This is a genomic window from Metabacillus dongyingensis (genome assembly GCF_019933155.2).
GTDB classification, from domain to species: domain Bacteria; phylum Bacillota; class Bacilli; order Bacillales; family Bacillaceae; genus Bacillus_P; species Bacillus_P dongyingensis.
The window spans coordinates 2126807-2151008 of the sequence record NZ_CP082944.1; the positions used below are offsets into that span (position 1 = coordinate 2126807).

24 protein-coding genes, 1 riboswitch and 1 other annotated feature are annotated in these 24202 nt (G+C 42.1%); all 24 genes read left to right on the forward strand.

Annotated elements, in window-relative coordinates; all coding sequences use genetic code 11:
* Positions 1-83: 83 nt before the first annotated feature.
* A complete protein-coding gene (locus K8L98_RS10520; RefSeq protein ID WP_133311249.1) occupies positions 84-347 on the forward strand; it encodes a YlmC/YmxH family sporulation protein in 264 nt (87 codons plus the stop codon).
* A 92-nt stretch (positions 348-439) separates the two neighbouring features.
* On the forward strand, positions 440-1279 hold the full coding sequence (gene pgeF, locus K8L98_RS10525; RefSeq protein WP_223442114.1) for a peptidoglycan editing factor PgeF: 840 nt from the start codon (positions 440-442) through the stop codon (positions 1277-1279).
* Positions 1276-1944 (forward strand): YggS family pyridoxal phosphate-dependent enzyme, encoded by a 669-nt coding sequence (locus tag K8L98_RS10530; protein WP_223442116.1) that lies wholly within the window; start codon positions 1276-1278, stop codon positions 1942-1944. The genes pgeF and K8L98_RS10530 overlap by 4 nt, the downstream gene beginning before the upstream one ends.
* Positions 1945-1964: 20 nt before the next feature.
* Complete coding sequence (locus K8L98_RS10535; RefSeq protein ID WP_223442118.1) at positions 1965-2402, forward strand: cell division protein SepF; 438 nt, start codon at positions 1965-1967, stop codon at positions 2400-2402.
* A gap of 6 nt (positions 2403-2408) precedes the next feature.
* Positions 2409-2672, forward strand: a complete 264-nt coding sequence (locus K8L98_RS10540; RefSeq protein ID WP_223442120.1) for a YggT family protein — start codon at positions 2409-2411, stop codon at positions 2670-2672.
* A 65-nt stretch (positions 2673-2737) separates the two neighbouring features.
* Positions 2738-3508, forward strand: a complete 771-nt coding sequence (locus K8L98_RS10545; protein WP_223442123.1) for a YlmH family RNA-binding protein — start codon at positions 2738-2740, stop codon at positions 3506-3508.
* A gap of 101 nt (positions 3509-3609) precedes the next feature.
* Positions 3610-4116, forward strand: a complete 507-nt coding sequence (locus tag K8L98_RS10550; RefSeq protein ID WP_070879099.1) for a DivIVA domain-containing protein — start codon at positions 3610-3612, stop codon at positions 4114-4116.
* 65 nt (positions 4117-4181) lie between these two features.
* Positions 4182-4407: a binding site (T-box leader), on the forward strand.
* Positions 4408-4488: 81 nt separating this feature from the next.
* Positions 4489-7260 (forward strand): isoleucine--tRNA ligase, encoded by a 2772-nt coding sequence (gene ileS / locus K8L98_RS10555; protein ID WP_223442126.1) that lies wholly within the window; start codon positions 4489-4491, stop codon positions 7258-7260.
* A 548-nt stretch (positions 7261-7808) separates the two neighbouring features.
* Complete coding sequence (locus tag K8L98_RS10560) at positions 7809-8177, forward strand: TraR/DksA family transcriptional regulator (RefSeq protein ID WP_223442129.1); 369 nt, start codon at positions 7809-7811, stop codon at positions 8175-8177.
* Between the two features lie 90 nt (positions 8178-8267).
* A complete protein-coding gene (gene lspA, locus K8L98_RS10565) occupies positions 8268-8750 on the forward strand; it encodes a signal peptidase II (protein WP_223442132.1) in 483 nt (160 codons plus the stop codon).
* Positions 8731-9645 (forward strand): RluA family pseudouridine synthase, encoded by a 915-nt coding sequence (locus K8L98_RS10570; protein WP_223442135.1) that lies wholly within the window; start codon positions 8731-8733, stop codon positions 9643-9645. Before lspA ends, K8L98_RS10570 begins: the two co-directional genes overlap by 20 nt.
* A 189-nt stretch (positions 9646-9834) precedes the next feature.
* Positions 9835-10380, forward strand: coding sequence for a bifunctional pyr operon transcriptional regulator/uracil phosphoribosyltransferase PyrR (gene pyrR, locus K8L98_RS10575; protein ID WP_223442138.1), 546 nt, complete (start codon positions 9835-9837; stop codon positions 10378-10380).
* Between the two features lie 139 nt (positions 10381-10519).
* Positions 10520-11830 carry a solute carrier family 23 protein gene (locus K8L98_RS10580; RefSeq protein ID WP_420828844.1) on the forward strand — a complete coding sequence of 437 codons (1311 nt, stop codon included), beginning with the start codon at positions 10520-10522 and terminating at the stop codon, positions 11828-11830.
* A gap of 142 nt (positions 11831-11972) precedes the next feature.
* Positions 11973-12893 (forward strand): aspartate carbamoyltransferase catalytic subunit, encoded by a 921-nt coding sequence (locus K8L98_RS10585; RefSeq protein WP_223442144.1) that lies wholly within the window; start codon positions 11973-11975, stop codon positions 12891-12893.
* A complete protein-coding gene (locus K8L98_RS10590; RefSeq protein WP_223442147.1) occupies positions 12877-14163 on the forward strand; it encodes a dihydroorotase in 1287 nt (428 codons plus the stop codon). Before K8L98_RS10585 ends, K8L98_RS10590 begins: the two co-directional genes overlap by 17 nt.
* On the forward strand, positions 14160-15260 hold the full coding sequence (locus K8L98_RS10595; protein ID WP_223442151.1) for a carbamoyl phosphate synthase small subunit: 1101 nt from the start codon (positions 14160-14162) through the stop codon (positions 15258-15260). The genes K8L98_RS10590 and K8L98_RS10595 overlap by 4 nt, the downstream gene beginning before the upstream one ends.
* Positions 15245-18457, forward strand: coding sequence for a carbamoyl-phosphate synthase large subunit (gene carB / locus K8L98_RS10600; RefSeq protein WP_223442155.1), 3213 nt, complete (start codon positions 15245-15247; stop codon positions 18455-18457). Before K8L98_RS10595 ends, carB begins: the two co-directional genes overlap by 16 nt.
* A complete protein-coding gene (locus K8L98_RS10605; RefSeq protein WP_223442159.1) occupies positions 18454-19239 on the forward strand; it encodes a dihydroorotate dehydrogenase electron transfer subunit in 786 nt (261 codons plus the stop codon). Before carB ends, K8L98_RS10605 begins: the two co-directional genes overlap by 4 nt.
* Positions 19233-20168, forward strand: a complete 936-nt coding sequence (locus tag K8L98_RS10610; protein WP_223442162.1) for a dihydroorotate dehydrogenase — start codon at positions 19233-19235, stop codon at positions 20166-20168. The genes K8L98_RS10605 and K8L98_RS10610 overlap by 7 nt, the downstream gene beginning before the upstream one ends.
* Complete coding sequence (pyrF, locus tag K8L98_RS10615; RefSeq protein WP_223442165.1) at positions 20137-20856, forward strand: orotidine-5'-phosphate decarboxylase; 720 nt, start codon at positions 20137-20139, stop codon at positions 20854-20856. The genes K8L98_RS10610 and pyrF overlap by 32 nt, the downstream gene beginning before the upstream one ends.
* Complete coding sequence (gene pyrE, locus K8L98_RS10620; protein WP_223442168.1) at positions 20853-21485, forward strand: orotate phosphoribosyltransferase; 633 nt, start codon at positions 20853-20855, stop codon at positions 21483-21485. Before pyrF ends, pyrE begins: the two co-directional genes overlap by 4 nt.
* A 470-nt stretch (positions 21486-21955) precedes the next feature.
* Positions 21956-22061: riboswitch (SAM riboswitch) on the forward strand.
* Positions 22062-22168: 107 nt separating this feature from the next.
* Positions 22169-22312: a YezD family protein gene (locus tag K8L98_RS10625; protein WP_223442170.1), complete on the forward strand. Its 144-nt coding sequence runs from the start codon at positions 22169-22171 to the stop codon at positions 22310-22312.
* A gap of 108 nt (positions 22313-22420) precedes the next feature.
* Complete coding sequence (locus K8L98_RS10630) at positions 22421-23122, forward strand: phosphoadenylyl-sulfate reductase (RefSeq protein WP_223442172.1); 702 nt, start codon at positions 22421-22423, stop codon at positions 23120-23122.
* A gap of 54 nt (positions 23123-23176) precedes the next feature.
* A complete protein-coding gene (locus tag K8L98_RS10635) occupies positions 23177-24199 on the forward strand; it encodes a sulfate permease (RefSeq protein ID WP_223443329.1) in 1023 nt (340 codons plus the stop codon).
* The last annotated feature ends 3 nt before the right edge of the window (positions 24200-24202 follow it).

Consider the following 24202-nt stretch of genomic DNA (forward strand, 5'->3'; position numbering starts at 1 on the left):
GTATCAAAGGAATAGGATAAAAAGCTTGAATAGATTGATGAAGTAACATCATATAGTTAAAGTAAGAACAGGGGGCGGTTGCGATGATGAATATCTCTGAATTTCAAACGAAAGATGTTGTCAATGTTTCAGATGGCAAGAAGCTTGGGATTGTATCAGATTTCGATATAAATGTAACAACAGGGAAAATTCAGGCAGTGATTATTAGCGGAACTGGCAAAGTGTTAGGTTTTTTTGGGAAAGACGAAGAACTGGTTGTTCCCTGGAGAAATATCGTGAAAATTGGAGAAGATGTTATATTAGTGCGTGTAAATAGGGAGATAGACCAAAATAATGAATTAATTTAACAATCTTTCTGTCGGAATGGGAAAGATGTGGTAAAATATAGTCGTGTATAACGAAACATGCAGCAATCTGTAAAGAAAAGGAATGAACATTTATGACTCAGCAGCCGTTTCAACTGCAGCATGAAACTTATTTGAACAGCCCGATCTGGGAAAAATTAAATGATGAGCTTGTTGTCGGTTTTACAACCAAAAACGGCGGGATAAGCTGCGGAGATTTCCACTCGCTGAATCTTGGCCTGCATGTATTGGACAAACCAGAAAATGTTGTTTTAAATCGAAGACGATTAGCAGATGAGCTGAACTCACCTCTAGAAAACTGGATTTGTGCCGATCAGGTCCATGACAGCAGCATTTATAAAGTAAGTCAATCAGATAGAGGCAAAGGTATACTTGATTATGAATCTGCAATCCGTGCAACGGATGGCCTGTATACACAAGAAGAGAATTTGATGCTTGCTCTTTGCTATGCAGACTGTGTTCCTTTGTATTTTTATGAACATGAAAAAAAGCTGATTGGAACAGCACATGCCGGCTGGAAAGGCACTGTCAAAGACATAGGCGGTAAAATGATCCAAACATGGATAAAGGACGAAGAAGCTGACGCTGCCTCCATCTATGCAATAATTGGTCCCTCAATCGGACCCTGCTGCTATGTGGTTGACGATTACGTTATTGAAAAAGTCAATCAAGTTATACGGACTACTGATGCGCTGCCATATCACGAAGTATCTGCAGGTCAGTATTCTCTAGATCTAAAACAGCTGAACAAACAATTGCTGATTCATGCAGGTGTGAAAGAGGACCGGATTTTGACGAGTTCTTTATGTACAAGCTGTGAATCATCCAAGTTTTTTTCACATCGCAGAGACTCAGGATCGACTGGGAGAATGTTCAGTTTTATCGGTTTAACGAGGAGGCGCAAGCAGCTATGAGTGTAGCAGACAACTTAAATGAAATTAACGCCCGAATTGAAAATACATGTTCTAAAATAGGACGAAATCCTAATGAAATTCAAATCATTGCAGTTACTAAGTATGTAGATATAGATCGTGCAAAAGAAGCGTTAAGTGCTGGCATCAGTCATCTTGGAGAAAACAGGAATGAAGGGCTCAGCGAAAAATATACAGCAATAGGATCAGAGGCTAAATGGCACTTTATCGGAACACTGCAGACTAGAAAAGTGAAGGAGATCATCGGGAAAGCAGATTATATTCATTCCCTTGACAGAATTTCACTGGCAAAAGAAATCAGCAAACGTGCCGATAATAAAATAGACTGCTTTATCCAGGTAAATACATCAGGCGAAGAATCTAAGCACGGTATGGCTCCAAATGAGGTTTTGCCATTTGTTAATGAACTCGGCAGCTTTCCATACATAAACGTAGCAGGATTAATGACAATGGCTCCTAATACAGATGATACAACTGTTTTAAGGCAATCATTCGCCAGATTAAGGGAATTAAGTGAAGAAGTAAGAGCGCTTAACTTGCCTTACGCCCCGTGCAAAGAGCTTTCAATGGGCATGTCGAATGATTTCGAGATTGCGATTGAAGAAGGCGCAACCTTCATACGTATAGGCTCTGCCCTGGTAGGATAAGAAATCGGAGGTGTCAGAAGTTGAGTATTAAAAATAAGTTTAAAAGCTTTTTTGCCTTGGATGATGAAGAGTATGAGTACGTTGAACAGGACCGCTATCAGGAAGATGACTATGAGGATGAGCAGCCGTTTGCCGCAAAACCGCAGACTAAACAGAATGTTGTAAGTTTGCAAAGTGTTCAAAAATCATCTAAAGTGGTTTTATGCGAGCCTCGAGTATATGCTGAAGCTCAGGATGTAGCCGATCAGCTTAAAAACCGGCGCGCGGTTGTAGTGAACCTGCAGCGTATTCAGCATGATCAGGCAAAACGGATTGTAGACTTTTTAAGCGGAACTGTGTACGCTATAGGAGGAGACATTCAAAAGATAGGAGCAAATATTTTTCTTTGCACTCCTGATAATGTGGATGTCGCAGGATCTATATCTGAAATAGTAACTGAAGAAGATCAGAGGTGGTAAATCTAGATGGGCATAGTGGCTGATGTATTATTTACATTATTGCAGATTTATTCGTATGCGATTATTATTTACATTCTGCTTTCATGGTTTCCGAATGCAAGAGAAAGCGGTTTTGGCCAATTTTTAGCTAAGATTGTTGAACCTTACCTGGAGCCATTCCGCAGATTCATTCCGCCGCTTGGAATGATTGATATTTCCCCGATTGTGGCGCTTCTTGCCTTAAGATTTGCGGGATATGGGCTGAATTCCATTTTCAGCATGATTGGATAAGATTGTCTTACAAGTGCCGTTTATCGGCACTGTTTTCATTTTAGAATGGTTTGGAGCTGTATGAAGTGAACCATGTTTATCAGCATTTTAGACAGGAAGAGCGTCATTTCATTGATCAGGTGATGGAGTGGAAAGAAAATGTTCTGAATCATTACAGTCCTAAATTGACTGACTTTCTTGATCCAAGAGAGCAGGAAATGGTTCAGGCTGTTGTCGGTTCAAACGGGGAAGTAAATGTCATATTTTCTGGTGATGGCATGGAGAGGAAGCGTGCTCTTCTTTACCCTGATTACTTTACACCTTCCTTGGATGATTTTCAGTTATCACTGATCGAAATTCAATATCCGGTTAAATTTATCTCTCTTGAACATCGCCATATTTTAGGGTCACTTATGTCTCTGGGATTGAAACGGTCTAAATTTGGAGATCTTTTGTTCTTCGGTGAGCGGATTCAGCTTGTGGCTGCAAAAGAAGTTGAGGATTTTATTTTAATGAATGTGACCGAAATCGGCAGAGCAAAGGTTTCCCTTCGGAAGCTTGACTGGAGTAAGAGAATTCCGAATCATGAAGAAATCCAAGAACAGTCTGCAACTGTCAGCTCATTAAGGGTAGATGCTGTTGCAGCTTCTATTTATAATGTTTCCAGACAAAAAATCGGCTTGCTCATTCAGAATGGGCATGTAAAAGTAAACTGGAAAGTCATTCAGCAGACATCCTTTGAATGCCGCGAGGGTGACACCATTTCTGTCCGAGGTTTTGGGAGATCCAGGATTTTGTCGATTGACGGCAGAACAAAGAAGGATAGATGGAAGCTGACTATTGGAAAACAAAAATAATTTTAGGGAATTAGCAGGAATTTTGACCTTTTTGTCAAATAATGAATTATACTGTTTTAAAAGAAACGTTACATTCAATACTCATAATGGAGGTGGCAGAAGTGCCCTTAACACCGTTAGATATTCATAACAAAGAATTCAACAAAGGCTTCCGCGGCTATGATGAAGATGAAGTGAACGAATTCCTTGATCAAGTGATAAAAGATTATGAAATGGCGATTCGCGAACGCAAAGAACTTGAATCAAAAGTAGGCGAACTGACTGAGAAGCTTGGTCATTTTGCAAACATTGAAGAAACTCTTAACAAATCGATTCTAGTTGCTCAGGAAGCAGCTGAAGAGGTTCGCCGCCACGCTCAAAAAGAAGCGAAATTAATTGTAAAAGAAGCAGAAAAGAACGCAGACCGCATCATTAATGAATCACTGTCTAAATCAAGAAAAATTGCAGTTGAGATTGAAGAACTCAAAAAGCAGTCTAAGGTTTTCCGCACTAGGTTCCAAATGCTGATTGAAGCACAGCTTGATCTTCTTAAAAATGACGACTGGGATCATTTATTAGAGTATGAAGTGGAAGCTCTTTACGAGGAACGCGAAGAATCTAAAGTGTAATCTTGACTTGCGTACATAGTTTCACATATAATACGATCACTACTACAATTATTATCATATAAAAAATTAAAACGATGAGAGGGAGAGTAGCTCATTTTAACCTTTTTAAGCGAGCCGGAACTGGTGGAAGCCCGGCAAAGGAGAATGAGTGAAGATCACCCTTGAGTTTTTTGCTGAAACAAATTGAAAGTAAGCAAAGACGCGTTATTCACGTTACGAATCTTGAGAGGATAATCAGAATGCTGGTTATCTAAAAGGGTGGTACCGCGAGAAAACCTTCTCGTCCCTTATGGGATGAGAAGGTTTTTTGTGTTTTCTTATTTAATGGCTGTTTACTAAAAGCCTACTTAAAAATTGTTTGGAGGAATACCCATGGAGTACAAAGATACACTGCTAATGCCAAAAACTGAATTCCCAATGCGCGGAAACTTGCCGAACCGCGAACCTCAAATGCAGGAGAAATGGGAAGAAATGAATATTTATCAAAAAGTTCAGGAGCGTACGAAAGATCGTCCGATGTTTATTTTGCATGACGGACCTCCATACGCAAACGGCGATATTCATATGGGGCATGCTTTAAACAAAGTGCTGAAAGATTTTATTGTCCGCTATAAATCAATGACAGGCTATAACGCACCATATGTGCCGGGCTGGGATACACACGGCCTGCCGATTGAAACAGCTTTAACTAAAAACAAAAAAGTGAACCGGAAAGAATTAAGTGTTGCAGAATTCCGCAAGCTTTGTGCTGAGTATGCATGGGAGCAAATCAATAACCAGCGTGAACAGTTCAAACGCCTGGGAGTTCGGGGAGACTGGGAAAATCCATACGTGACATTAACCCCTGAATATGAAGCCCAGCAAATCAAAGTTTTTGGTGAAATGGCGAAAAAAGGCTATATCTATAAGGGTCTTAAACCGGTTTATTGGTCTCCTTCAAGTGAATCTGCCTTAGCAGAAGCAGAAATCGAATATTACGATAAGCGATCTGCTTCCATTTATGTTGCATTTACAGTTACTGAAGGAAATGACGTATTAAACGGCGGAGAAAAAATCGTTATTTGGACGACAACTCCTTGGACGATTCCTGCAAACCTTGGAATAGCAGTAAATCCTGAGCTTGAATACAGTGTTGTATCAGTAAAAGACGATTCTTTCATCGTTGCATCTGCTCTTTTGGAGACTGTAGCGAAAGAACTTGAGTGGGAAACCTACACGGTTTCAAAAACATTTAAAGGCGCTCAGCTTGAAAAAGCAGTTGCGAAACATCCGCTTTATGACCGCGAATCGCTTGTTGTTCTTGGCGAGCATGTAACAACAGAGGCTGGTACGGGCTGTGTACACACTGCTCCTGGACATGGGGAAGATGACTTTATTGTCGGTCAAAAATACGGACTTGGCGTTCTTTGCCCGGTTGATGAAAAAGGCCATATGACGAATGAAGCGCCAGGTTTTGAAGGCATGTTTTATGATGCAGCAAATAAACCAATTACAGAACAGCTTGATGAAGCAGGCGCATTACTGAAATTATCGTTTATTACGCATTCTTACCCTCATGACTGGAGAACAAAAAAACCAACAATCTTCAGAGCAACGGCTCAGTGGTTTGCATCTATTAAAGACTTCCGTGAAGAGCTATTAACTGCTGTAAAAGAAACAAAATGGGTTCCAGCATGGGGAGAAACAAGATTATTTAATATGGTCCGGGACCGCGGAGACTGGTGTATTTCCAGACAGCGTGCGTGGGGAGTTCCAATTCCGGTATTCTATGCTGAGAACGGGGAACCAATCATTACAGATGAAACAATCAATCATGTTTCAGACTTGTTCCGCAAACATGGTTCAAATATTTGGTTTGAGCGTGAAACAAAAGATCTGCTTCCTGAAGGGTTTAAACATGAAGGAAGCCCAAATGGATTGTTCACAAAAGAACAGGACATTATGGATGTATGGTTTGATTCGGGTTCATCTCATCAGGCTGTCTTATTAGAAAGAGATGACCTGCAGCGTCCGGCAGATCTTTATTTAGAAGGATCTGATCAATACCGCGGGTGGTTTAACTCTTCCTTATCAACAGCAGTTGCTGTAACTGGTAAAGCTCCATACAAAGGAGTCCTGAGCCATGGATTTGCTCTTGACGGAGAAGGACGCAAAATGAGTAAATCTTTAGGAAACGTCGTACTGCCTTCAAAAGTCATGAACCAGCTTGGAGGAGACATCCTTCGTCTATGGGTAGCATCTGTTGATTACCAGGCAGATGTAAGAGTTTCTGATAATATCTTAAAGCAAGTTGCTGAAGTATACAGAAAAATCCGCAATACATTCCGTTTCCTGCTTGGAAACCTTGCAGATTTTAATCCGGCAAAAGATGCCCTATCTTATGACGAACTGCGTGATGTAGATCGTTATATGCTTGTAAAACTGAATAAATTAACAGATAAAGTGAAAAAATCCTATGAAGAATATGAGTTTGCAGCGATTTTCCATGCGGTTCATAACTTCTGTACGATTGAACTTAGCTCATTTTATCTTGATTTCGCAAAAGATGTCCTGTACATCGAAGCACCAGACAATAAAGAGCGCCGTGCTATTCAAACTGTTTTGCACGAAACGCTTCTTTCTCTAGTGAAGTTAGTAACACCAATTCTTCCTCATACTGCCGACGAAGTTTGGGCACATATTGATTCTGTATCAGAAGAAAGTGTTCAGCTTGTTGATATGCCGGAAGTGAAGACCCTTGAAAATGCGGATCTATTAGAAGAGAAATGGGATGCTTTCATGGAGCTTCGTGATGATGTGCTGAAGGCTCTTGAAGTGGCAAGAAACGAAAAAGTAATCGGCAAGTCATTAACAGCAAGCATTGAACTTTATGTTGATGCTGAAACGAAGCAATTGCTTGATTCAGTCGAAGAAAACCTACAGCAGCTGTTTATCGTATCAGGCTTTAAACTAGCAGGTGACTATGATGCAGCACCTGAAGAGGCTCATGTATTTGATCATGTGAAAATTGCTGTGAAACCTGCTGAAGGCGAAACATGTGAAAGATGCTGGGTAGTTACAACGGATGTTGGCAGCAATGAAAATCATAAAACTCTTTGCGGCCGCTGTGCAGCAATTGTTGATGAAAACTATACAACTGCTTAATTTATTGGAAACCGCTGACTTCATTGATCAGCGGTTTTTTATATTAGCTCGATTTAGAAGGGCTGTTTTAAGTAAAGCACAGGGACTTATTTAATATGGGGACCTAAAGTTGAATGAATATCGGCTAATAAAGCTATTATTTGGATGGAAAATTCTATATCCGGCATTGTATACAGAAAAGCAGCTGCAATGCAGAGACTTTAGGCTAGATAAAAAAATCAGTTGACTAGAAATATTCAATATTCAACAAGATAAATCATGAAAACGAATAGAAAAAATGAAAAAATGGATAATAAAATCCATGTCTTTGCAAATAACAAAACGAGCAATCCGGCTTTTAGTTATGTCAAGGCTACATCGCGCAGACCCTTGGTCAGAACAAATTCCAGTCAAACCCGGATTTTTCGGGTGAATTCTTAACTGTCTGCCTGCGCTAAACAGTCGGTTCCGCATTTCATTGTCATAACAGGAAAATTCTTAAAAGCGTGAGCGGCAGGGAGAACGGATAGACTATGAGTACAAAGCAAGTACACAAGGAGTTGTCCGCTATGAGTTTAGACGCAATTTGGTATGAGCTTCAAATCATGCAGCAGGAATTGAAATCAAGGCTATTTGATCATGGCTTGTTTGAGGTGGTGAATGAACAACATCTATTTTATCCATTAAAAGAAAAAACAATTATGATTCATGTGAAAGAAGAATTAATTGATGTTGAAAGAGCTCTTCAGAAAATTGAAAACGGCACGTTTGGCATTTGTGAAGAGACAGGAACTCCAATTGCACTTGATAAGTTAGCCATTATCCCCACTGCAAGAACCATTCATGATTTTGCTTTTCAGGAACTTTATGAAAGAAAATCTCTGCCTCATCTCTATCTCAATCACCAATCCCACTATGAAGTGGGAGAATATCATTAAAACACTGCTTTCATGAGATACAAGCTTTACTCTTCTTTTTTGCCTGTGATACAATTCAAAGGTACATTATAGGAAAGTTGGGGAAAGCTTGTGCTTTACTATATCATCGCCCTTGTTATTATTGCGCTTGATCAGCTGACAAAATGGCTGATTGTCAATGAATTGGAAATCGGAGAAAGAATACCCGTTATTGAAAACGTACTGTATATTACATCACATCGGAACCAGGGTGCTGCCTGGGGAATTCTGCAGGGTCAGATGTGGTTTTTTTATGTCATTACCGTTATCGTCGTAATTGGACTCGTGATTTATATTCAGAAATATGCAAAAGACCAGCGTTTAATGGGAATAGCGCTTGGACTTATGCTTGGCGGAGCCATTGGCAATTTCATAGATCGTGTTATTCATCAGGAAGTGGTGGATTTTGTACAAACTTACATAGGAACATACCCATTTCCTATCTTTAACATAGCAGATTCAGCTCTTTGTGTAGGAGTTGCTTTGTTATTTATTGTCATGCTTTTTGAAGGGAAACAAGAGAAGGAGAAAGTGAATGAACAGCATAGAAATTAAGATTGATGACAGCAATAAATTTGAACGTTTAGATAAACTGCTTGTGGCAGAGAATTCGGATTGGTCAAGAAGCCAAGTTCAAATATGGATTAAAGAAGGCCATGTAAAAGTAAACGATGCTGAATCTAGAAGCAATTACAAGGTACAGCCCGGCGATACGGTTACACTTCTCATTCCAGATCCTGAACCGCTTGATGTGATGCCAGAGGAGATGAACCTTGATATCTATTATGAGGATGGGGATGTCCTTGTTGTTAACAAGCCAAAAGGAATGGTCGTCCATCCTGCACCTGGCCATTTGTCAGGAACTCTTGTTAATGGTCTGATGGCTCATTGTAAAGACCTGTCAGGTATTAATGGAGTCATGAGACCGGGAATCGTTCATAGAATTGATAAGGATACCTCTGGACTTTTAATGGTTGCAAAGAATGATAAAGCTCATGAGTCATTAGTTAATCAGCTGGTTGAAAAATCAGTTACAAGACGATATCAGGCAATTGTCCACGGTGTCATCCAGCATGACAAAGGAACAATTGATGCACCGATCGGCCGTGACAAACAGGATCGTCAAAGCATGACAGTAACAAATGAGCACAGTAAAGATGCTGTTACTCATTTTCATGTTCTTGACCGCTTTGAAGGATATTCTTTAATTGAATGTCAGCTTGAAACAGGAAGAACGCATCAAATTCGTGTTCACATGAAATATATTGGTTTCCCGATTGTAGGAGATCCAAAGTACGGACCTAAGAAAACAATGAAAATAAACGGTCAGGCGCTTCATGCAGGCGTTCTTGGGTTTAAGCATCCGAGCACAGGAGAATATCTTGAGTTTAAAGCACCTCTGCCTGCAGAATTTGAGGAAGTTATCTCGGAACTTAAAAATAACCGTTGACACATTCAAGTTATTCTGACATAATGACTATAGTTCAAAAATGAACCTTTAATACAGTCCCGTGAGGCTGAGAAGGAAACGGATCTTATACGCTATTACTGCGTATTTTAAGCTATGCATCCAAATCCCTCTTGCCAAATCGGCGAGAGGGATTTTTCTTTTTAAGGTTCTTAAGGAGAGGTGAGAAACATGCCGCAAAAAGCGATCGTTTTAGATCAGCAGTCCATAAGAAGAGCTTTAACTCGAATTGCACATGAAATTATCGAGCGGAATAAAGGAATTGATTCGGTGATTCTTGTCGGCATTAAGACAAGGGGCATTCACCTTGCAAAAAGGCTTGCTGAACGCATCGAACAGATTGAAGGAAAGCCGGTTGAAGTAGGAGAGCTTGATATCACGCTCTACCGTGATGATCTTTCAAAAAAAACGGATGATCAGGAGCCTCTTGTAAAAGGGTCTGACATTCCGGCAGATATTACAAACAAAACCGTCATCCTTGTAGACGACGTTTTATACACGGGAAGAACAGTAAGAGCAGGACTTGATGCTTTAATTGATATTGGCAGACCATCACAAATTCAGCTTGGAGTTCTTGTAGACCGGGGTCACCGTGAACTGCCGATCAGGGCAGATTATGTAGGGAAAAACATTCCGACTTCAAGCTCAGAAAAGATTGTTGTTGAACTGCTTGAAGTGGACGAAACAGATCAAGTAACCATTTACGAAAAAGAATAAACCTTTTAATGAAGTCCAGAGAGGCTGCAAAAGGGAAAGAAAATCACATGCCTGTGTTTGATTCAGGCGGGATTATTCTGCCTCTTTGCTCCTTATGCAAAGAGGTTTTTTATTTCTCAAAACGAAAAGAAGCGGAGGAATGAAAATGAAAAAGATTCAAGAGAATGACATACATCTAGATGTAAATGAGGTTCCAAAGCCGCTTACATGGATTACACTAAGCTTTCAGCATTTGTTCGCAATGTTCGGCGCGACCATCCTGGTGCCTTTCCTAGTAGGTCTTGACCCTGCAGTAGCACTGATTTCAAGCGGACTTGGAACAATTGCCTTCCTCTTGATTACGAAAGGTCAGGTACCCGCTTACCTGGGATCATCCTTCGCGTTTATTGCTCCGATCATCGCAGCAAAGGCTGCAGCAGGTCCTGAAGGAGCAATGGTCGGCAGCTTTCTTGCCGGTGTTGTTTACGGAATTGTAGCTTTATTAATAAAAATGGTCGGCTATAAGTGGATTATGAAGCTCTTGCCGCCGATTGTGGTCGGACCAGTTATCATCGTAATCGGACTGAGCCTTGCAAACGTCGCAGTCGGGATGGCTATGAATAATCCGGATGGAGAATATAATCTGACTTACTTCTCGGTAGCATTAGTAACACTTGCGATAACAATCATCTGCTCGGTCGTCTTTAAAGGATTTATCAGCCTGATCCCAGTACTGATTGGAATCGTTGGAGGTTATGTTTATGCCCTTGCAATCGGACTTGTAGATTTCAGCAAAGTCGCGCAGGCAAGTGTATTTGAAAAACCGGACTTTATCATTCCTTTTATCACCTATACACCTGGTTTCTCATATGAAATCATCCTTCTGATGGTGCCGGTCGCAATCGTCACACTGTCAGAACATATCGGACATCAGCTTGTACTTGGAAAAGTTGTCGGCCGTGACTATATTGAAAAGCCCGGACTTCACCGCTCAATCTTAGGAGATGGAACTGCGACGATGATTGCAGCATTAATAGGCGGTCCTCCAAACACGACATACGGTGAGAATATCGGCGTATTGGCCATAACGAGAGTATACAGCGTATATATCATTGCAGGAGCTGCTGTGATGGCGATCGTGTTCGGATTTATCGGTAAAATTTCGGCTCTGATCAGCTCCATACCGACGCCGGTCATGGGCGGTGTATCCATTCTGCTTTTTGGAATCATCGCTTCATCAGGCCTAAGAATGCTTTCCGACAGCAAAATTGATTTTGGAAATAAGCGAAACCTCGTGATATCATCCGTCATTCTGGTTATCGGCATCGGCGGTGCATTAATAAAAGTAAGTGAACAATTTGAGCTGCATGGCATGGCGCTTTCAGCGATCATCGGAATCCTTTTGAACCTTGTCCTTCCTGGACGAAAAGAGGCAGAAAAGGATCAGAACTTAGAAAACACAGCTGCATAATCACCTTTTAACGAAAGTCCAGAGAGGCTTTTAAGGGTGGATAAGCATTGACAGATCAGCTTGATGATTTGTCATGCTTCCTCACACCCTGAATCTCTGATCAGGGTGTTTTTTTGCAAAAAAAAGATGGGGAGAGATGACTTTGAGGCACTTATTGAGAATGAATGATTTACCTGCAGATGAAATTATGAGGATATTAAAAGATGCAGAACGATTTAAAACAGGAAAGTCCTTGCTGCAGGAGACACCGAAATTTGTTGCTAATCTGTTTTTTGAACCAAGCACACGAACAAGATTCAGTTTTGAAGTAGCGGAAAAAAGACTTGGTCTGAACGTACTCAATTTTGACGCGTCTCTCTCAAGTGTTCAAAAAGGAGAAACGTTGTATGATACTGTCCGGACACTTGAGGCAATTGGTGCGGACGCAGTAGTCATCAGACATCCGGATGATGAGTACTTTACAGAACTGCAAGATAGTATCAGCATTCCGATATTGAATGCCGGAGATGGATGCGGCCATCATCCGACACAATCTCTGCTTGATCTTCTGACCATTCAGCAGGAATTTAAACGATTTGAAGGCTTGACGATCTCCATCCATGGAGATATCAAACATAGCCGTGTAGCACGGTCAAATGCAGAAGTGCTGAAGCGGCTCGGAGCAAACGTTTTACTTTCAGGACCTGAGGAATGGAGAGATCCACTCAATAAATTTGGCCAGTATGTAACGACAGATGAAGCTATTAAGACATCAGACGTAGTAATGCTGCTTAGAATTCAGCATGAGAGGCACCAAGGGGAAAATGAGGGGCTTACTGACTATCATCGCAGGTTTGGTTTAACTTTAGAAAGAGAAAATGCCATGAAGCCGAATGCCATCATCATGCACCCTGCACCGATTAATCGCGGAGTAGAAATTGCAACCGAGCTTGTTGAAAGCAGAAAATCAAGGATCTTTAAGCAAATGGAAAATGGCGTGTTTGTCAGAATGGCCGTTCTGAAACGGGCATTAGAAAGTGCCAAATTAAACGAGGAGGAAAATACTTATGCATTTTATCATTAAAAATGGACGAATTTTAGATAACAGCGGTACTGAAAAAAAAGCCGATATTCTGATTCAGGATGGAATCATTACTAAAATAGAAGAAAATATCAAGCATGAAACAGCACAGATCATTGATGCAAGTGGAAATCTTGTTTCTCCTGGCTTCGTCGATTTACATATTCATCTCAGAGAACCAGGTGGAGAGCATAAGGAAACAATCGAAACAGGCACCAAAGCAGCAGCAGCAGGAGGTTTCACAACTGTAGCTGCAATGCCTAATACAAAACCGGTGCCGGACCAGCCCGAGCAAATGGAATGGCTGCAGAATCGCATTAAAGAAACAGCTTCGGTCCGTGTTTTGCCATATGCCTCTATAACTGCACGACAGGCAGGAAAAGAACTGACAGACTTTGAAGGGTTAAAACAGGCAGGCGCCTTTGCTTTTACAGATGACGGTGTAGGTGTTCAGTCGGCCGGAATGATGTTTGAAGCAATGAAAAAAGCTGCAGCGCTTGGAGCAAGCATTGTTGCACACTGTGAAGATAACACGCTGATTTATAAGGGAGCTTTGCATGACGGAGAATTCGCAAAAAGAAATGGCATTAACGGTATTCCATCCGTGTGCGAAGCCGTACAGATTGCCAGAGATGTTTTGCTTGCAGAAGCAGCAGACTGCCATTACCACGTCTGTCACATCAGCACAAAGGAATCTGTAAGAGTTGTAAGAGATGCAAAGAAGGCTGGCATAAACGTTACAGCTGAAGTAACGCCTCACCACTTGCTTTTAAGCGACAGTGATATCCCTGAACTTGATACGAATTACAAAATGAATCCGCCGCTGCGAGGAAGTGATGACAGGCAGGCTTTAATTGAAGCATTGCTGGACGGAACCATCGATTTTATTGCAACAGACCACGCTCCTCATACAAAAGAGGAAAAAGCAGAAACCATTCAGCTTGCGCCATTTGGGATTGTCGGTCTGGAAACGGCCTTCCCTCTGCTATACACACGCTTTGTAGAGACAAACGATTGGACACTGAAACAGCTTCTCGATTATCTGACGATTAAGCCGTGTGAAGCCTTTAACCTTCCGTATGGAAAATTGGAAGTTGGCAGTCCCGCAGATCTTACAATTATTGATTTGGAAGAAGAGAAGGAAATTGATCCAGAAACATTCCTTTCAAAAGGCAAAAACACTCCGTTTGGAGGATGGAAATGCAAGGGATGGCCAATTGCAACAATTGCACAAGGACAGCTAGTTTGGGAAAGGGAGAGAATAAACGCATGATCAGACATCTAATTCTCGAAGACGGAACGATTTTCACAGGACAAGGATTTGGAAGTGAAGAAGATACGATTGGAGAAATCGTTTTTCACACAGGAATGACAGGCTATCAGGAAATTTTATCTGACCCGTCCTATTGCGGGCAAATTGTCACACTTACGTATCCGCTTATCGGAAACTATGGAATAAATCGCGATGATTTTGAAACCATCTCGCCTTTCATAAATGGGTTTATCGTAAAAGAATTATGTGAAGTGCCATCAAACTTCAGAAGCGAGTATTCGCTTGATGAATTTTTCAAACTCAAAAATATACCTGGATTAGCAGGAATCGATACTAGAAAATTGACAAGGATTATCCGGACATACGGAACATTAAAAGGTGCTTTTTGCTCAGAAAATGCAGATAAGGATGCAGTGCTTGCAAAATTAAAAGCAGCAAACCTTCCAACAAATCAAGTAGAAACCGTTTCAACTAAAACATCTTATCCGAGTCCAGGACGCGGCTGCAGAGTTGCATTAGTGGATTTTGGAATGAAGCATGGCATTTTGCGCGAACTCAACAAGCGTGATTGTGACGTCATCGTTGTTCCTCATACAACTAAAGCAGAAGAAATTCTTCAATTAAATCCTGACGGCATTATGCTTTCAAACGGACCTGGGGATCCAAAAGATGTGCCGCATGCACTTGAAATGATCAACGGAGTGCTCGGAAAAATTCCGCTATTCGGAATTTGCCTTGGCCATCAGCTTTTCGCGCTGGCAGGAGGGGCAAACACAGAAAAAATGAAATTCGGACATCGCGGTTCAAATCATCCTGTCAAAGATTTAGCTACAGGAAAAATTGCGATGACCTCTCAAAACCACGGCTACACCGTCACACTTAATTCGGTTGAATCAACTGATCTTGAAGTAACTCATATTGCGCTTAATGATGGGTCAGTAGAAGGCCTTAAACATAAAGAACTTCCTGCATTTACAGTTCAGTATCACCCGGAAGCATCACCAGGACCGGAAGATGCAAACGGACTTTTTGATCAATTTATCGACATGATTGAAACTCACAAGAAAGAAGGGATTAAAGTATGCCAAAACGCGTAGATATAAAAAAAATCCTAGTAATAGGTTCAGGTCCGATTATTATTGGCCAGGCAGCAGAGTTTGATTATGCCGGAACACAGGCCTGCCTTGCTTTAAAAGAAGAAGGTTATGAGGTCATTCTTGTAAACTCCAATCCGGCAACGATCATGACGGATACGGAGATGGCGGATAAAGTCTACATTGAACCATTAACGGTTGAATTTTTAACAAAGATTATTAGAAAAGAGCGTCCGGATGCCCTTCTCCCGACACTTGGCGGCCAAACAGGATTAAATATGGCAGTGGAGCTTGCAAATGCAGGTGTGCTTGAAGAATGCAATGTTGAAATTTTAGGAACAAAGCTCAGCGCGATTCAAAAAGCGGAAGACCGGGATCTGTTCCGCCAATTAATGAACGAACTTGGCGAACCAGTGCCTGAAAGTGACATTGTTCATAACCTTCAAGAAGCATTCGCTTTTGTAGATAAAGTAGGCTATCCCGTTATCGTGAGGCCTGCATACACGCTTGGCGGTACCGGCGGAGGCATCTGTTCGAACGAAGAAGAGCTGATTGAGATTGTAACGAGCGGATTAAAGTACAGCCCAGTTACTCAATGCCTTCTTGAAAAAAGCATCGCGGGCTTTAAAGAGATTGAATATGAAGTGATGCGTGATAAAAATGACAGTGCGATTGTAGTCTGCAACATGGAAAACATCGACCCTGTTGGCATCCACACAGGTGACTCAATCGTCGTTGCACCAAGTCAGACTTTAAGCGACCGTGAGTACCAAATGCTGCGGAATGTTTCGCTTAAAATCATCCGTGCCCTGCAAATCGAAGGCGGCTGCAACGTTCAGCTTGCGCTTGATCCAAACAGCTTTCAATATTACATCATAGAAGTAAATCCGCGTGTCAGCAGGTCCTCAGCTCTAGCTTCAAAAGCAACTGGCTATCCAATTGCAAAGCTTGCAGCTAAGATAGCTGTTGGACTGACGCTTGATGAAATGATGAACCCTGTTACTGGAAAAACGTATGCTTGCTTTGAGCCTGCACTTGACTACATCGTGACGAAAATTCCAAGATGGCCATTTGACAAGTTTGAATCAGCAAACAGAAGGCTCGGCACTCAAATGAAGGCGACAGGAGAAGTAATGGCGATCGGCAGAACGTTTGAAGAATCATTGCTGAAAGCTGTACGCTCACTTGAATCGGATGAATATCATCTTGATCTGAAAAATGCAGATGAATTCAGCAATGAACTAATTGAAAAGAGAATCAGAAAAGCAGGCGACGAGCGTTTATTCTATCTCTCGGAAGCGATCAGAAGAGGGGTATCCATTGAAACGATTCATGAGTGGAGTGCCATCGATCTTTTCTTCTTAGTGAAAATAGAAAAAATCATAAAGTTTGAAAATGCAGTGAAAGAAGCAAAGCTTGATGCTGATGTCCTTAAACAAGCTAAGAAAATGGGCTTCTCGGATATTGCAATTGCAAGGCTCTGGAACATGACAGAACGTGAAGTCTATGATTACAGAAAACAGCTTAAGCTCTTCCCGGTTTTCAAAACAGTTGATACATGTGCGGCGGAGTTTGAATCAGAAACTCCTTATTTCTACGGCACGTATGAAGATGAAAACGAATCTGCTGTGACAGACAAAGAAAGTGTCATTGTCCTAGGTTCAGGACCGATCCGCATCGGTCAGGGCGTGGAATTTGATTATGCAACGGTGCATTCTGTATGGGCAATCAAAGAGGCCGGGTATGAGGCGATCATAATCAACAATAATCCTGAGACAGTATCTACAGACTTCAGCATCTCAGACAAGCTTTACTTTGAACCGCTTACTGTAGAAGATGTCATGCATATAGTAGAACTTGAAAAACCCCGCGGCGTAGTCGTTCAATTTGGAGGACAGACAGCCATTAATCTTGCAGAAGAGCTTGAAGCAAGAGGCGTGCAGATCCTTGGTACATCACTTGAAGACATGGACCGGGCTGAAAACAGAGATAAGTTTGAGTACACATTAGGCAAGCTTAACATCCCGCAGCCGCTCGGAAAAACAGCCACTTCTGTTGAAGAAGCAGTCAAAATTGCAGATGAGATCCGCTATCCTGTACTAGTAAGACCATCCTATGTTCTAGGCGGCCGGGCAATGGAAATTGTTTATGAAGAAAAGGATCTGCTGCATTATATGAAAAATGCTGTAAAAGTAAATCCGCAGCATCCGGTTCTCATTGACAAATATTTAACAGGAAAAGAAATTGAAGTAGACGCGATTTCTGACGGTGAAACGGTCTTTATTCCAGGAATTATGGAACACATCGAGCGTGCTGGCGTTCACTCAGGCGACTCAATTGCCGTCTATCCGCCTCAAACTCTGTCTGCAGAAATAAAGGAAACGATTATAGAAAGAACAATCGCTCTCGCTAAAGGATTAAATATAAAAGGCTTGCTGAATATCCAGTTTGTTATATACAAAAATGAAGTTTATGTGCTTGAGGTAAACCCAAGGTCAAGCCGGACAGTGCCCTTCTTAAGCAAGATTACGGGTGTTCCAATGGCAAATCTCGCTACAAAGGTGATTTTAGGAAAAACACTCAACGAGCTCGGCTATGAAACAGGCATTCAGCCTGAAAGCGCAGGCGTCTATGTGAAAGTTCCGGTATTCTCCTTTGAAAAGCTGCGCAGAGTGGATATTACACTCGGCCCTGAAATGAAATCTACCGGAGAAGTAATGGGCAAGGATACAACGCTTGAAAAAGCTCTGTATAAAGGAATGATCGCATCTGGAATGAAGGTTCAGAATTACGGTCAGGTACTGCTCACGATTGCAGATAAAGATAAAGAAGAAGGCCTGGAAGTTGCAAGACGCTTCAGCGCCATCGGCTATCAGATCATGGCGACAAGCGGAACAGCTGAATACCTTCATGCCAATGGAGTAACTGCAAAGATTGTGAATAAAATCGGCAGCGAGGCGCCAAACATGCTTGATATCATCCGCACGAGCGAAGCACAGTTTGTCATTAATACACTGACAAAAGGAAAACAGCCGCAGCGGGATGGATTCCGCATCCGCCGTGAATCTGTAGAAAATGGTATTCCTTGCTTAACATCACTTGATACGGCAAAAGCGATATTGAGAGTGCTCGAGTCCATGACCTTCTCAACAGACGAAATGCCTAAGCGCCCAAACAGCAAAGAGGTGACATACGCTTGATACAAAAAGAATGGATGACGATTGCAGATCACAAGGAATTGGCAGCAGGCATATACGAAATCACATTAAAAGGCAGTTTAACTGATCACATGAATCAGCCAGGGCAGTTTGTACATGTGAAAGTTTCAGAGTCAGCATCACCGCTATTAAGAAGACCGATCAGCATAGCGAAAATAGATAAAGAGAATCAGGAATTCACCATGATATACAGAGCAGAGGGAGCAGGCACGAAGCTCCTTTCTGCAAGGAAAAAAGGCGAGCTTGTTGATGTGCTCGGACCGCTCGGAAATGGATTTGATCCGGATCAGCTGGATAAAGGCGATACGGCACTTCTTGTCGGCGGCGGGATCGGAGTGCCTCCTTTATATGAACTGTCAAGACGCCTGGTTAATAAAGGGATTACCGTTAAACATGTTCTGGGCTTTCAATCAAAAGAGCATGTTTTCTATGAAAAAGAGTTTCAACAACTTGGAGATACCTATGTCACAACTGTAGACGGGTCTCATGGAAAAAAAGGGTTTGTCACCGATTTGATTAAAGAGAATGAGCTCACCTTTGATGCGCTGTTTTCCTGCGGACCTACTCCTATGCTCGCAAACATTGAAAAACTCTTTCCCGAAAAACCGGTCTTTCTGTCTCTAGAAGAACGGATGGGCTGCGGAATTGGCGCTTGCTTCGCATGTGTTTGTCATACAGCTGATGATCCTGCTGGCACTTCTTATAAAAAAGTGTGCAGCGACGGACCAGTATTTAAAGCCGGGGAGGTACTTTTATCATGCTGAACATCGAATTGCCCGGTTTATCTTTGAAAAATCCGGTTATGCCAGCATCAGGCTGCTTTGGCTTCGGAAAAGAATTTGCAAACCTTTATGATTTAAGCAGTCTTGGTGCGATTATGATTAAAGCTGCTACGGCAGAAGCGCGATTTGGCAACCCGACGCCTAGAGTGGCTGAAACAGAAGCAGGCATGCTGAATGCCATAGGTCTTCAAAATCCAGGATTAAAAGGAGTTCTCGAAAATGAGCTTCCCTGGCTCGAGTCATATGACGTGCCGATCATTGCAAATGTTGCTGGCTCCGCGCAGGAGGATTATGTTGAAGTAGCAAGAGAAATCAGCAGGGCAAAAAATGTCCGCGCAATTGAACTGAATATCTCTTGCCCGAATGTAAAAACAGGTGGGATTGCCTTCGGAACGGACCCTGAAATTGCCGCCTCTTTGACAAGGGCAGTAAAAGAAGTATCAGAAGTGCCTGTTTATGTGAAGCTATCGCCAAATGTAAGCAACATTGTGGATATCGCCAAAGCCATTGAAAACGCCGGTGCTGATGGTTTAACCATGATCAATACGCTGCTTGGCATGAGGCTGAACATGAAAACGGCTAAACCAATTCTCGCCAACCGCTCTGGAGGTTTATCAGGTCCTGCAATCAAGCCTGTCGCAATCAGAATGGTGTATGAAGTAAGCCAGGCTGTATCAATTCCGATTATCGGCATGGGAGGAGTGCAGACAGCGGAAGACGTGATTGAGTTTATGTATGCAGGTGCAAGTGCAGTAGCTGTCGGAACGGCAAATTTTGTGAATCCGTTTGTATGTCCGGAGATCATTGCACAATTGCCGCAAAAATTAAAAGAATATGGTTTTGATCATATTTCAGAATGCATCGGAAGGAGCTGGAAGAATGAACGGAAGACCGCTTATCATCGCGCTTGATTTTCCAGATGGAAAAGAAGTGGGCGGATTTTTAAAAAAGCTGCCTGACCAAAAGCTTTATGTGAAAGTGGGAATGGAGCTGTTTTATCAGGAAGGTCCTTCGATTATTGATCAGCTTAAATCAGCGGGACATGACATTTTTCTTGATTTGAAGCTCCATGATATTCCCCAGACAGTCAAGCAGGCCATGAAAGGCCTTGCAAAGCTTGATGTGAACCTCGTTAATGTTCATGCTGCTGGCGGAAGTGCGATGATGCAGGCTGCAATAGAAGGACTTGAAGCAGGAACGAGGGCAGGGTCAAAAAGGCCCGACTGCATTGCTGTCACTCAATTGACAAGCACATCTGAGGCCATGCTTAATCATGAACTTCTCATCGGAAAAGGACTGAACGAAACAGTCCTTCACTATGCCAAACTGGCATATGAAAGCGGACTGGATGGAATTGTCTGCTCTTCGCTTGAAGTACCTGAAATCTATCAGCATTTGGACCGTTCTTTCCATACCATTACGCCTGGAATCCGACTCGCTGAAGACTCACTGAATGATCAAGTGAGAGTGGCGACGCCTGAAAAGGCAAGAGAACTGGGATCAACAGCCATTGTTGTCGGAAGAAGCATAACTAAAGCAAAGGATCCGCTGACTGCATACTTACAAATGAAAAACGCATGGGAGGGTCTGCCTGTATGAAACATCAAATTGCTGAGCAGCTGCTGAAAATTGAAGCCGTTTTTTTAAGTCCAAATGAGCCATTTACATGGTCAAGCGGCCTAAAGTCGCCAATCTATTGCGACAATCGCCTGACATTATCCTATCCTGAAGTCAGAAAAGACATTGCAAAGGGCTTAACTAAGCTAATCAGGGAAGAGTATCCCCAGGCTGAAATGATTGCAGGAACAGCAACAGCGGGTATCCCGCATGCTGCATGGGTGAGCGATCTGCTTAATTTGCCAATGTGCTACGTCAGAAGCAAGCCGAAAGGCCATGGAAAAGGCAATCAAATAGAAGGTAAAGTGCATGAGGGTCAAAAAGTAGTAGTTGTTGAAGATTTAATCTCAACAGGAGGAAGCGTTATTACGGCTGTTCAGGCGCTTAGAGAGGCAGGCTGTGAAGTGATTGGAGTTGTCTCCATCTTCACATATGAACTGCAAAAAGGCGCAGAGATGCTCGAAGATGCCGGAATACATGCTGTTTCCCTGACCGACTATTCTTCATTGATTGATGTAGCACTGAAAAAGGGAGCAATTGAAAAAAAAGATCTTGAAAAGCTGATAAAATGGCGCGAAAATCCTGCAAATGAAGCATGGTTGACTATATAGAAGGCAAGAAAGCAAAGTCGTTTTTGACTTTGCTTTTTTATTGCCATATCAAAAATGAACTTAGAAAAGAAACAAGGCTTATTAGAAGATAGCATGTTCGAAACAATTTAATCTGCCATGCTTCTGGAAGGAACCTTTTGCAAATACCAAGGCTTGCATGACCGATCCACCCAAAAGCCCCAAAAAGGCCTGCTTGTTCTTTTTTTATTTTTCGGAAAATATGATGATCATCAAGCGTTACGACGGCATAAGCTAATGAAAATCCGCCTATAAGGAAAGTGAAAATGGTCATTATTGCTGGAATTAGGATAAATTTCACCTCTTGGACAGTAATTTTTTATCCATAAATCCTTATTCCCGGATTAAAAGTTTAGCACTCAATTCAGCCTTTTAACTAATTTTTTAATTCCGATCGAAAAACTAGGGTTGACAGAATGGATAATTGTGATAAAATTTAGAAAAATATAATAAACTTATCCAGAGAGGCGAAGGGATCTGGCCCTGCGAAGCCCGGCAACCTGCATTCTGCAAGGTGCTAAATCCAGCAAAATGTAAACCCATTTTGAAAGATAAGGTACATCTACCTGAACAGTCTTTCAAGTTGGAAGGCTTTTTTTCTTTCTTAAATTGCGGTAAATTTCTCGGAAGGAAAAAGCGGATAAGAAATGAAATGGGGGACTGCAGTGGGAAAGGAAGAACATCTTGAAATCGTCATCGAAAGATTGCGGGAAATGCTGAAAACGATGAATTATGGTTCTGTCACATTGGTTGTTCAGGACGGCAAAGTAATTCAGCTTGAGAAGAACGAAAAAGTAAGAATTAAATAATGTGCTGACTAGAAAAACTAGAGGCATTTTAACAATGAACGGGTTCCGTCATTCTGTTAAAATGTCTTTTTTTTAACGGGACCTGGCTGATAGAGGGGAAGAATATACATGCTAACGTATGAAACTTGGCGGGAGCCAGCCACAGATTTTGAAGTTGATGACACTTATAAAGGCGCATTAAACGTTTTAAAGTGGAGCTATGGTTATTATGGCAAAGAGATTGTTTATGCATGCAGCTTTGGAATAGAAGGCATTGTGCTTGTAGATTTAATTTCAAAAGTAGAGCCGGATGCAACGATTGTTTTTCTTGATACGGACGTACATTTTAAAGAAACCTATGAAACGATTGACCGAGTGCGGGAAAAATATCCGCAGCTGAATATTGTGATGAAGAAACCGGCTCTCACACTTGATGAGCAGGCAGCAGAATACGGCGATAAACTTTGGGAAACAAATCCAAATAAATGCTGCCAAATCAGAAAGCTTCAGCCTCTTGACGAGACGTTATCGGAATCAGAAGCCTGGATCTCAGGGCTGCGCAGAGAGCAGTCAGAAACAAGGAAACATGTTCAATTCATTAACCGCGATGATAAATTTCAGTCGGTAAAAATATGTCCGTTGATTCACTGGACTTGGAAAGATGTGTGGCGGTACGTACACAAAAACGATTTGCCATATAACCCCCTGCATGACAGGGGCTATCCGAGCATCGGCTGTTCTCACTGCACAGCACCTGCATTTAATGCCGATGATTTGCGTTCCGGAAGATGGAGCGGGCAGGGTAAAACAGAATGCGGATTACATGGATAAGGAGCAGGTGCGTTGCTTGAATTAGCGGCTCTCGCCATCAGTTTCTTTTTTGCAATGAATATAGGGGCAAGCGGTGCTGCTGCCTCAATGGGTGTGGCTTATGGGTCAGGTGCAGTCCCAAAGGCGCGGCATGCCCTCTTAATATGTGCCGCAGGGGTGTTTGCAGGAGCGGTGCTCGGAGGCGGAGAAGTTGTAAAGACGATCAGCGGCGGCATTATCCCGCAGGATATTATTAACGTGAAAATTGTCCTGATCATCATTATTTCCGCTACAAGCTCCCTGTTTGTTGCTAACTTGCTTGGCATTCCGCTTTCTACGAGCGAGGTTACAGTTGGTTCTGTAGTTGGAGTAGGTATTGCGTATCAAGTGCTGTTTGTCAATTCATTGCTTGTTATTATGCTGTTTTGGGTAATCGTTCCTGTTGCAGCTTTCGGTTTAGCCTGGATATTCGGCAAAGGTCTGTATAGTCTGCAGAGAAAAGGGATCTTGCAAGATCGTCCCCTGCTTACCGTCATTCTGATTTTTGCAGGATTTATGGAAGCCTTCTCTGCAGGTATGAACAATGTGGCCAATGCAGTCGGACCTCTGGTGGGAGCAGGCTTGATTTCCGTTTCAAAAGGAATATGGATAGGAGGCGCATTTGTAGCGCTCGGAGCCATTTTCCTTGGAAAGAAAGTACTTGAAACAAACGGTAAGAAGATTACCAGCTATTCAAAGCCTGAAGGAATTTTAATCTCAGGGACCGGTGCCGGTCTCGTTATTGTCAGTTCTATTTTCGGATTGCCGGTTCCGCTTACTCAGATTACTTCATCAGCGATTATCGGTCTTGGAATGGCGAAAAACGGAAGTGAAATATTACATAAGCATATCGTGAAGAAGATTATCCGGATATGGATTGTTTCTCCTCTGTTTTCACTGGCCATTTCTTATTTCTTAGTCAAATTATTTTTAGAAAGTGATATTTATTCAATCGTCGTTCTAGTCAGTGTCATGCTTGCAACCTTAGGAGCCCTCAGCTTAATGAAGGCCATAAAAGAGGAAAAGCGTGCAGTGCATGAAGAAGGCGGAGGCATTTAGCAT

What these genes read in the sequence shown, in the direction of transcription:
- K8L98_RS10520 (WP_133311249.1), top strand. Translation starts at nt 84, where the DNA reads ATGATGAATATCTCTGAATTTCAAACGAAAGATGTTGTCAATGTTTCA.
- carB (WP_223442155.1), top strand. Translation starts at nt 15,245, where the DNA reads ATGCCAAAACGCGTAGATATAAAAAAAATCCTAGTAATAGGTTCAGGT.
- K8L98_RS10540 (WP_223442120.1), top strand. Translation starts at nt 2,409, where the DNA reads ATGGGCATAGTGGCTGATGTATTATTTACATTATTGCAGATTTATTCG.
- pyrR (WP_223442138.1), top strand. Translation starts at nt 9,835, where the DNA reads ATGCCGCAAAAAGCGATCGTTTTAGATCAGCAGTCCATAAGAAGAGCT.
- K8L98_RS10590 (WP_223442147.1), top strand. Translation starts at nt 12,877, where the DNA reads ATGCATTTTATCATTAAAAATGGACGAATTTTAGATAACAGCGGTACT.
- K8L98_RS10530 (WP_223442116.1), top strand. Translation starts at nt 1,276, where the DNA reads ATGAGTGTAGCAGACAACTTAAATGAAATTAACGCCCGAATTGAAAAT.
- K8L98_RS10610 (WP_223442162.1), top strand. Translation starts at nt 19,233, where the DNA reads ATGCTGAACATCGAATTGCCCGGTTTATCTTTGAAAAATCCGGTTATG.
- K8L98_RS10595 (WP_223442151.1), top strand. Translation starts at nt 14,160, where the DNA reads ATGATCAGACATCTAATTCTCGAAGACGGAACGATTTTCACAGGACAA.
- K8L98_RS10580 (WP_420828844.1), top strand. Translation starts at nt 10,520, where the DNA reads ATGAAAATGAAAAAGATTCAAGAGAATGACATACATCTAGATGTAAAT.
- K8L98_RS10570 (WP_223442135.1), top strand. Translation starts at nt 8,731, where the DNA reads ATGAACAGCATAGAAATTAAGATTGATGACAGCAATAAATTTGAACGT.
- pyrE (WP_223442168.1), top strand. Translation starts at nt 20,853, where the DNA reads ATGAAACATCAAATTGCTGAGCAGCTGCTGAAAATTGAAGCCGTTTTT.
- pgeF (WP_223442114.1), top strand. Translation starts at nt 440, where the DNA reads ATGACTCAGCAGCCGTTTCAACTGCAGCATGAAACTTATTTGAACAGC.
- K8L98_RS10635 (WP_223443329.1), top strand. Translation starts at nt 23,177, where the DNA reads ATGAATATAGGGGCAAGCGGTGCTGCTGCCTCAATGGGTGTGGCTTAT.
- ileS (WP_223442126.1), top strand. Translation starts at nt 4,489, where the DNA reads ATGGAGTACAAAGATACACTGCTAATGCCAAAAACTGAATTCCCAATG.
- K8L98_RS10560 (WP_223442129.1), top strand. Translation starts at nt 7,809, where the DNA reads ATGAGTTTAGACGCAATTTGGTATGAGCTTCAAATCATGCAGCAGGAA.
- pyrF (WP_223442165.1), top strand. Translation starts at nt 20,137, where the DNA reads ATGAACGGAAGACCGCTTATCATCGCGCTTGATTTTCCAGATGGAAAA.
- K8L98_RS10630 (WP_223442172.1), top strand. Translation starts at nt 22,421, where the DNA reads ATGCTAACGTATGAAACTTGGCGGGAGCCAGCCACAGATTTTGAAGTT.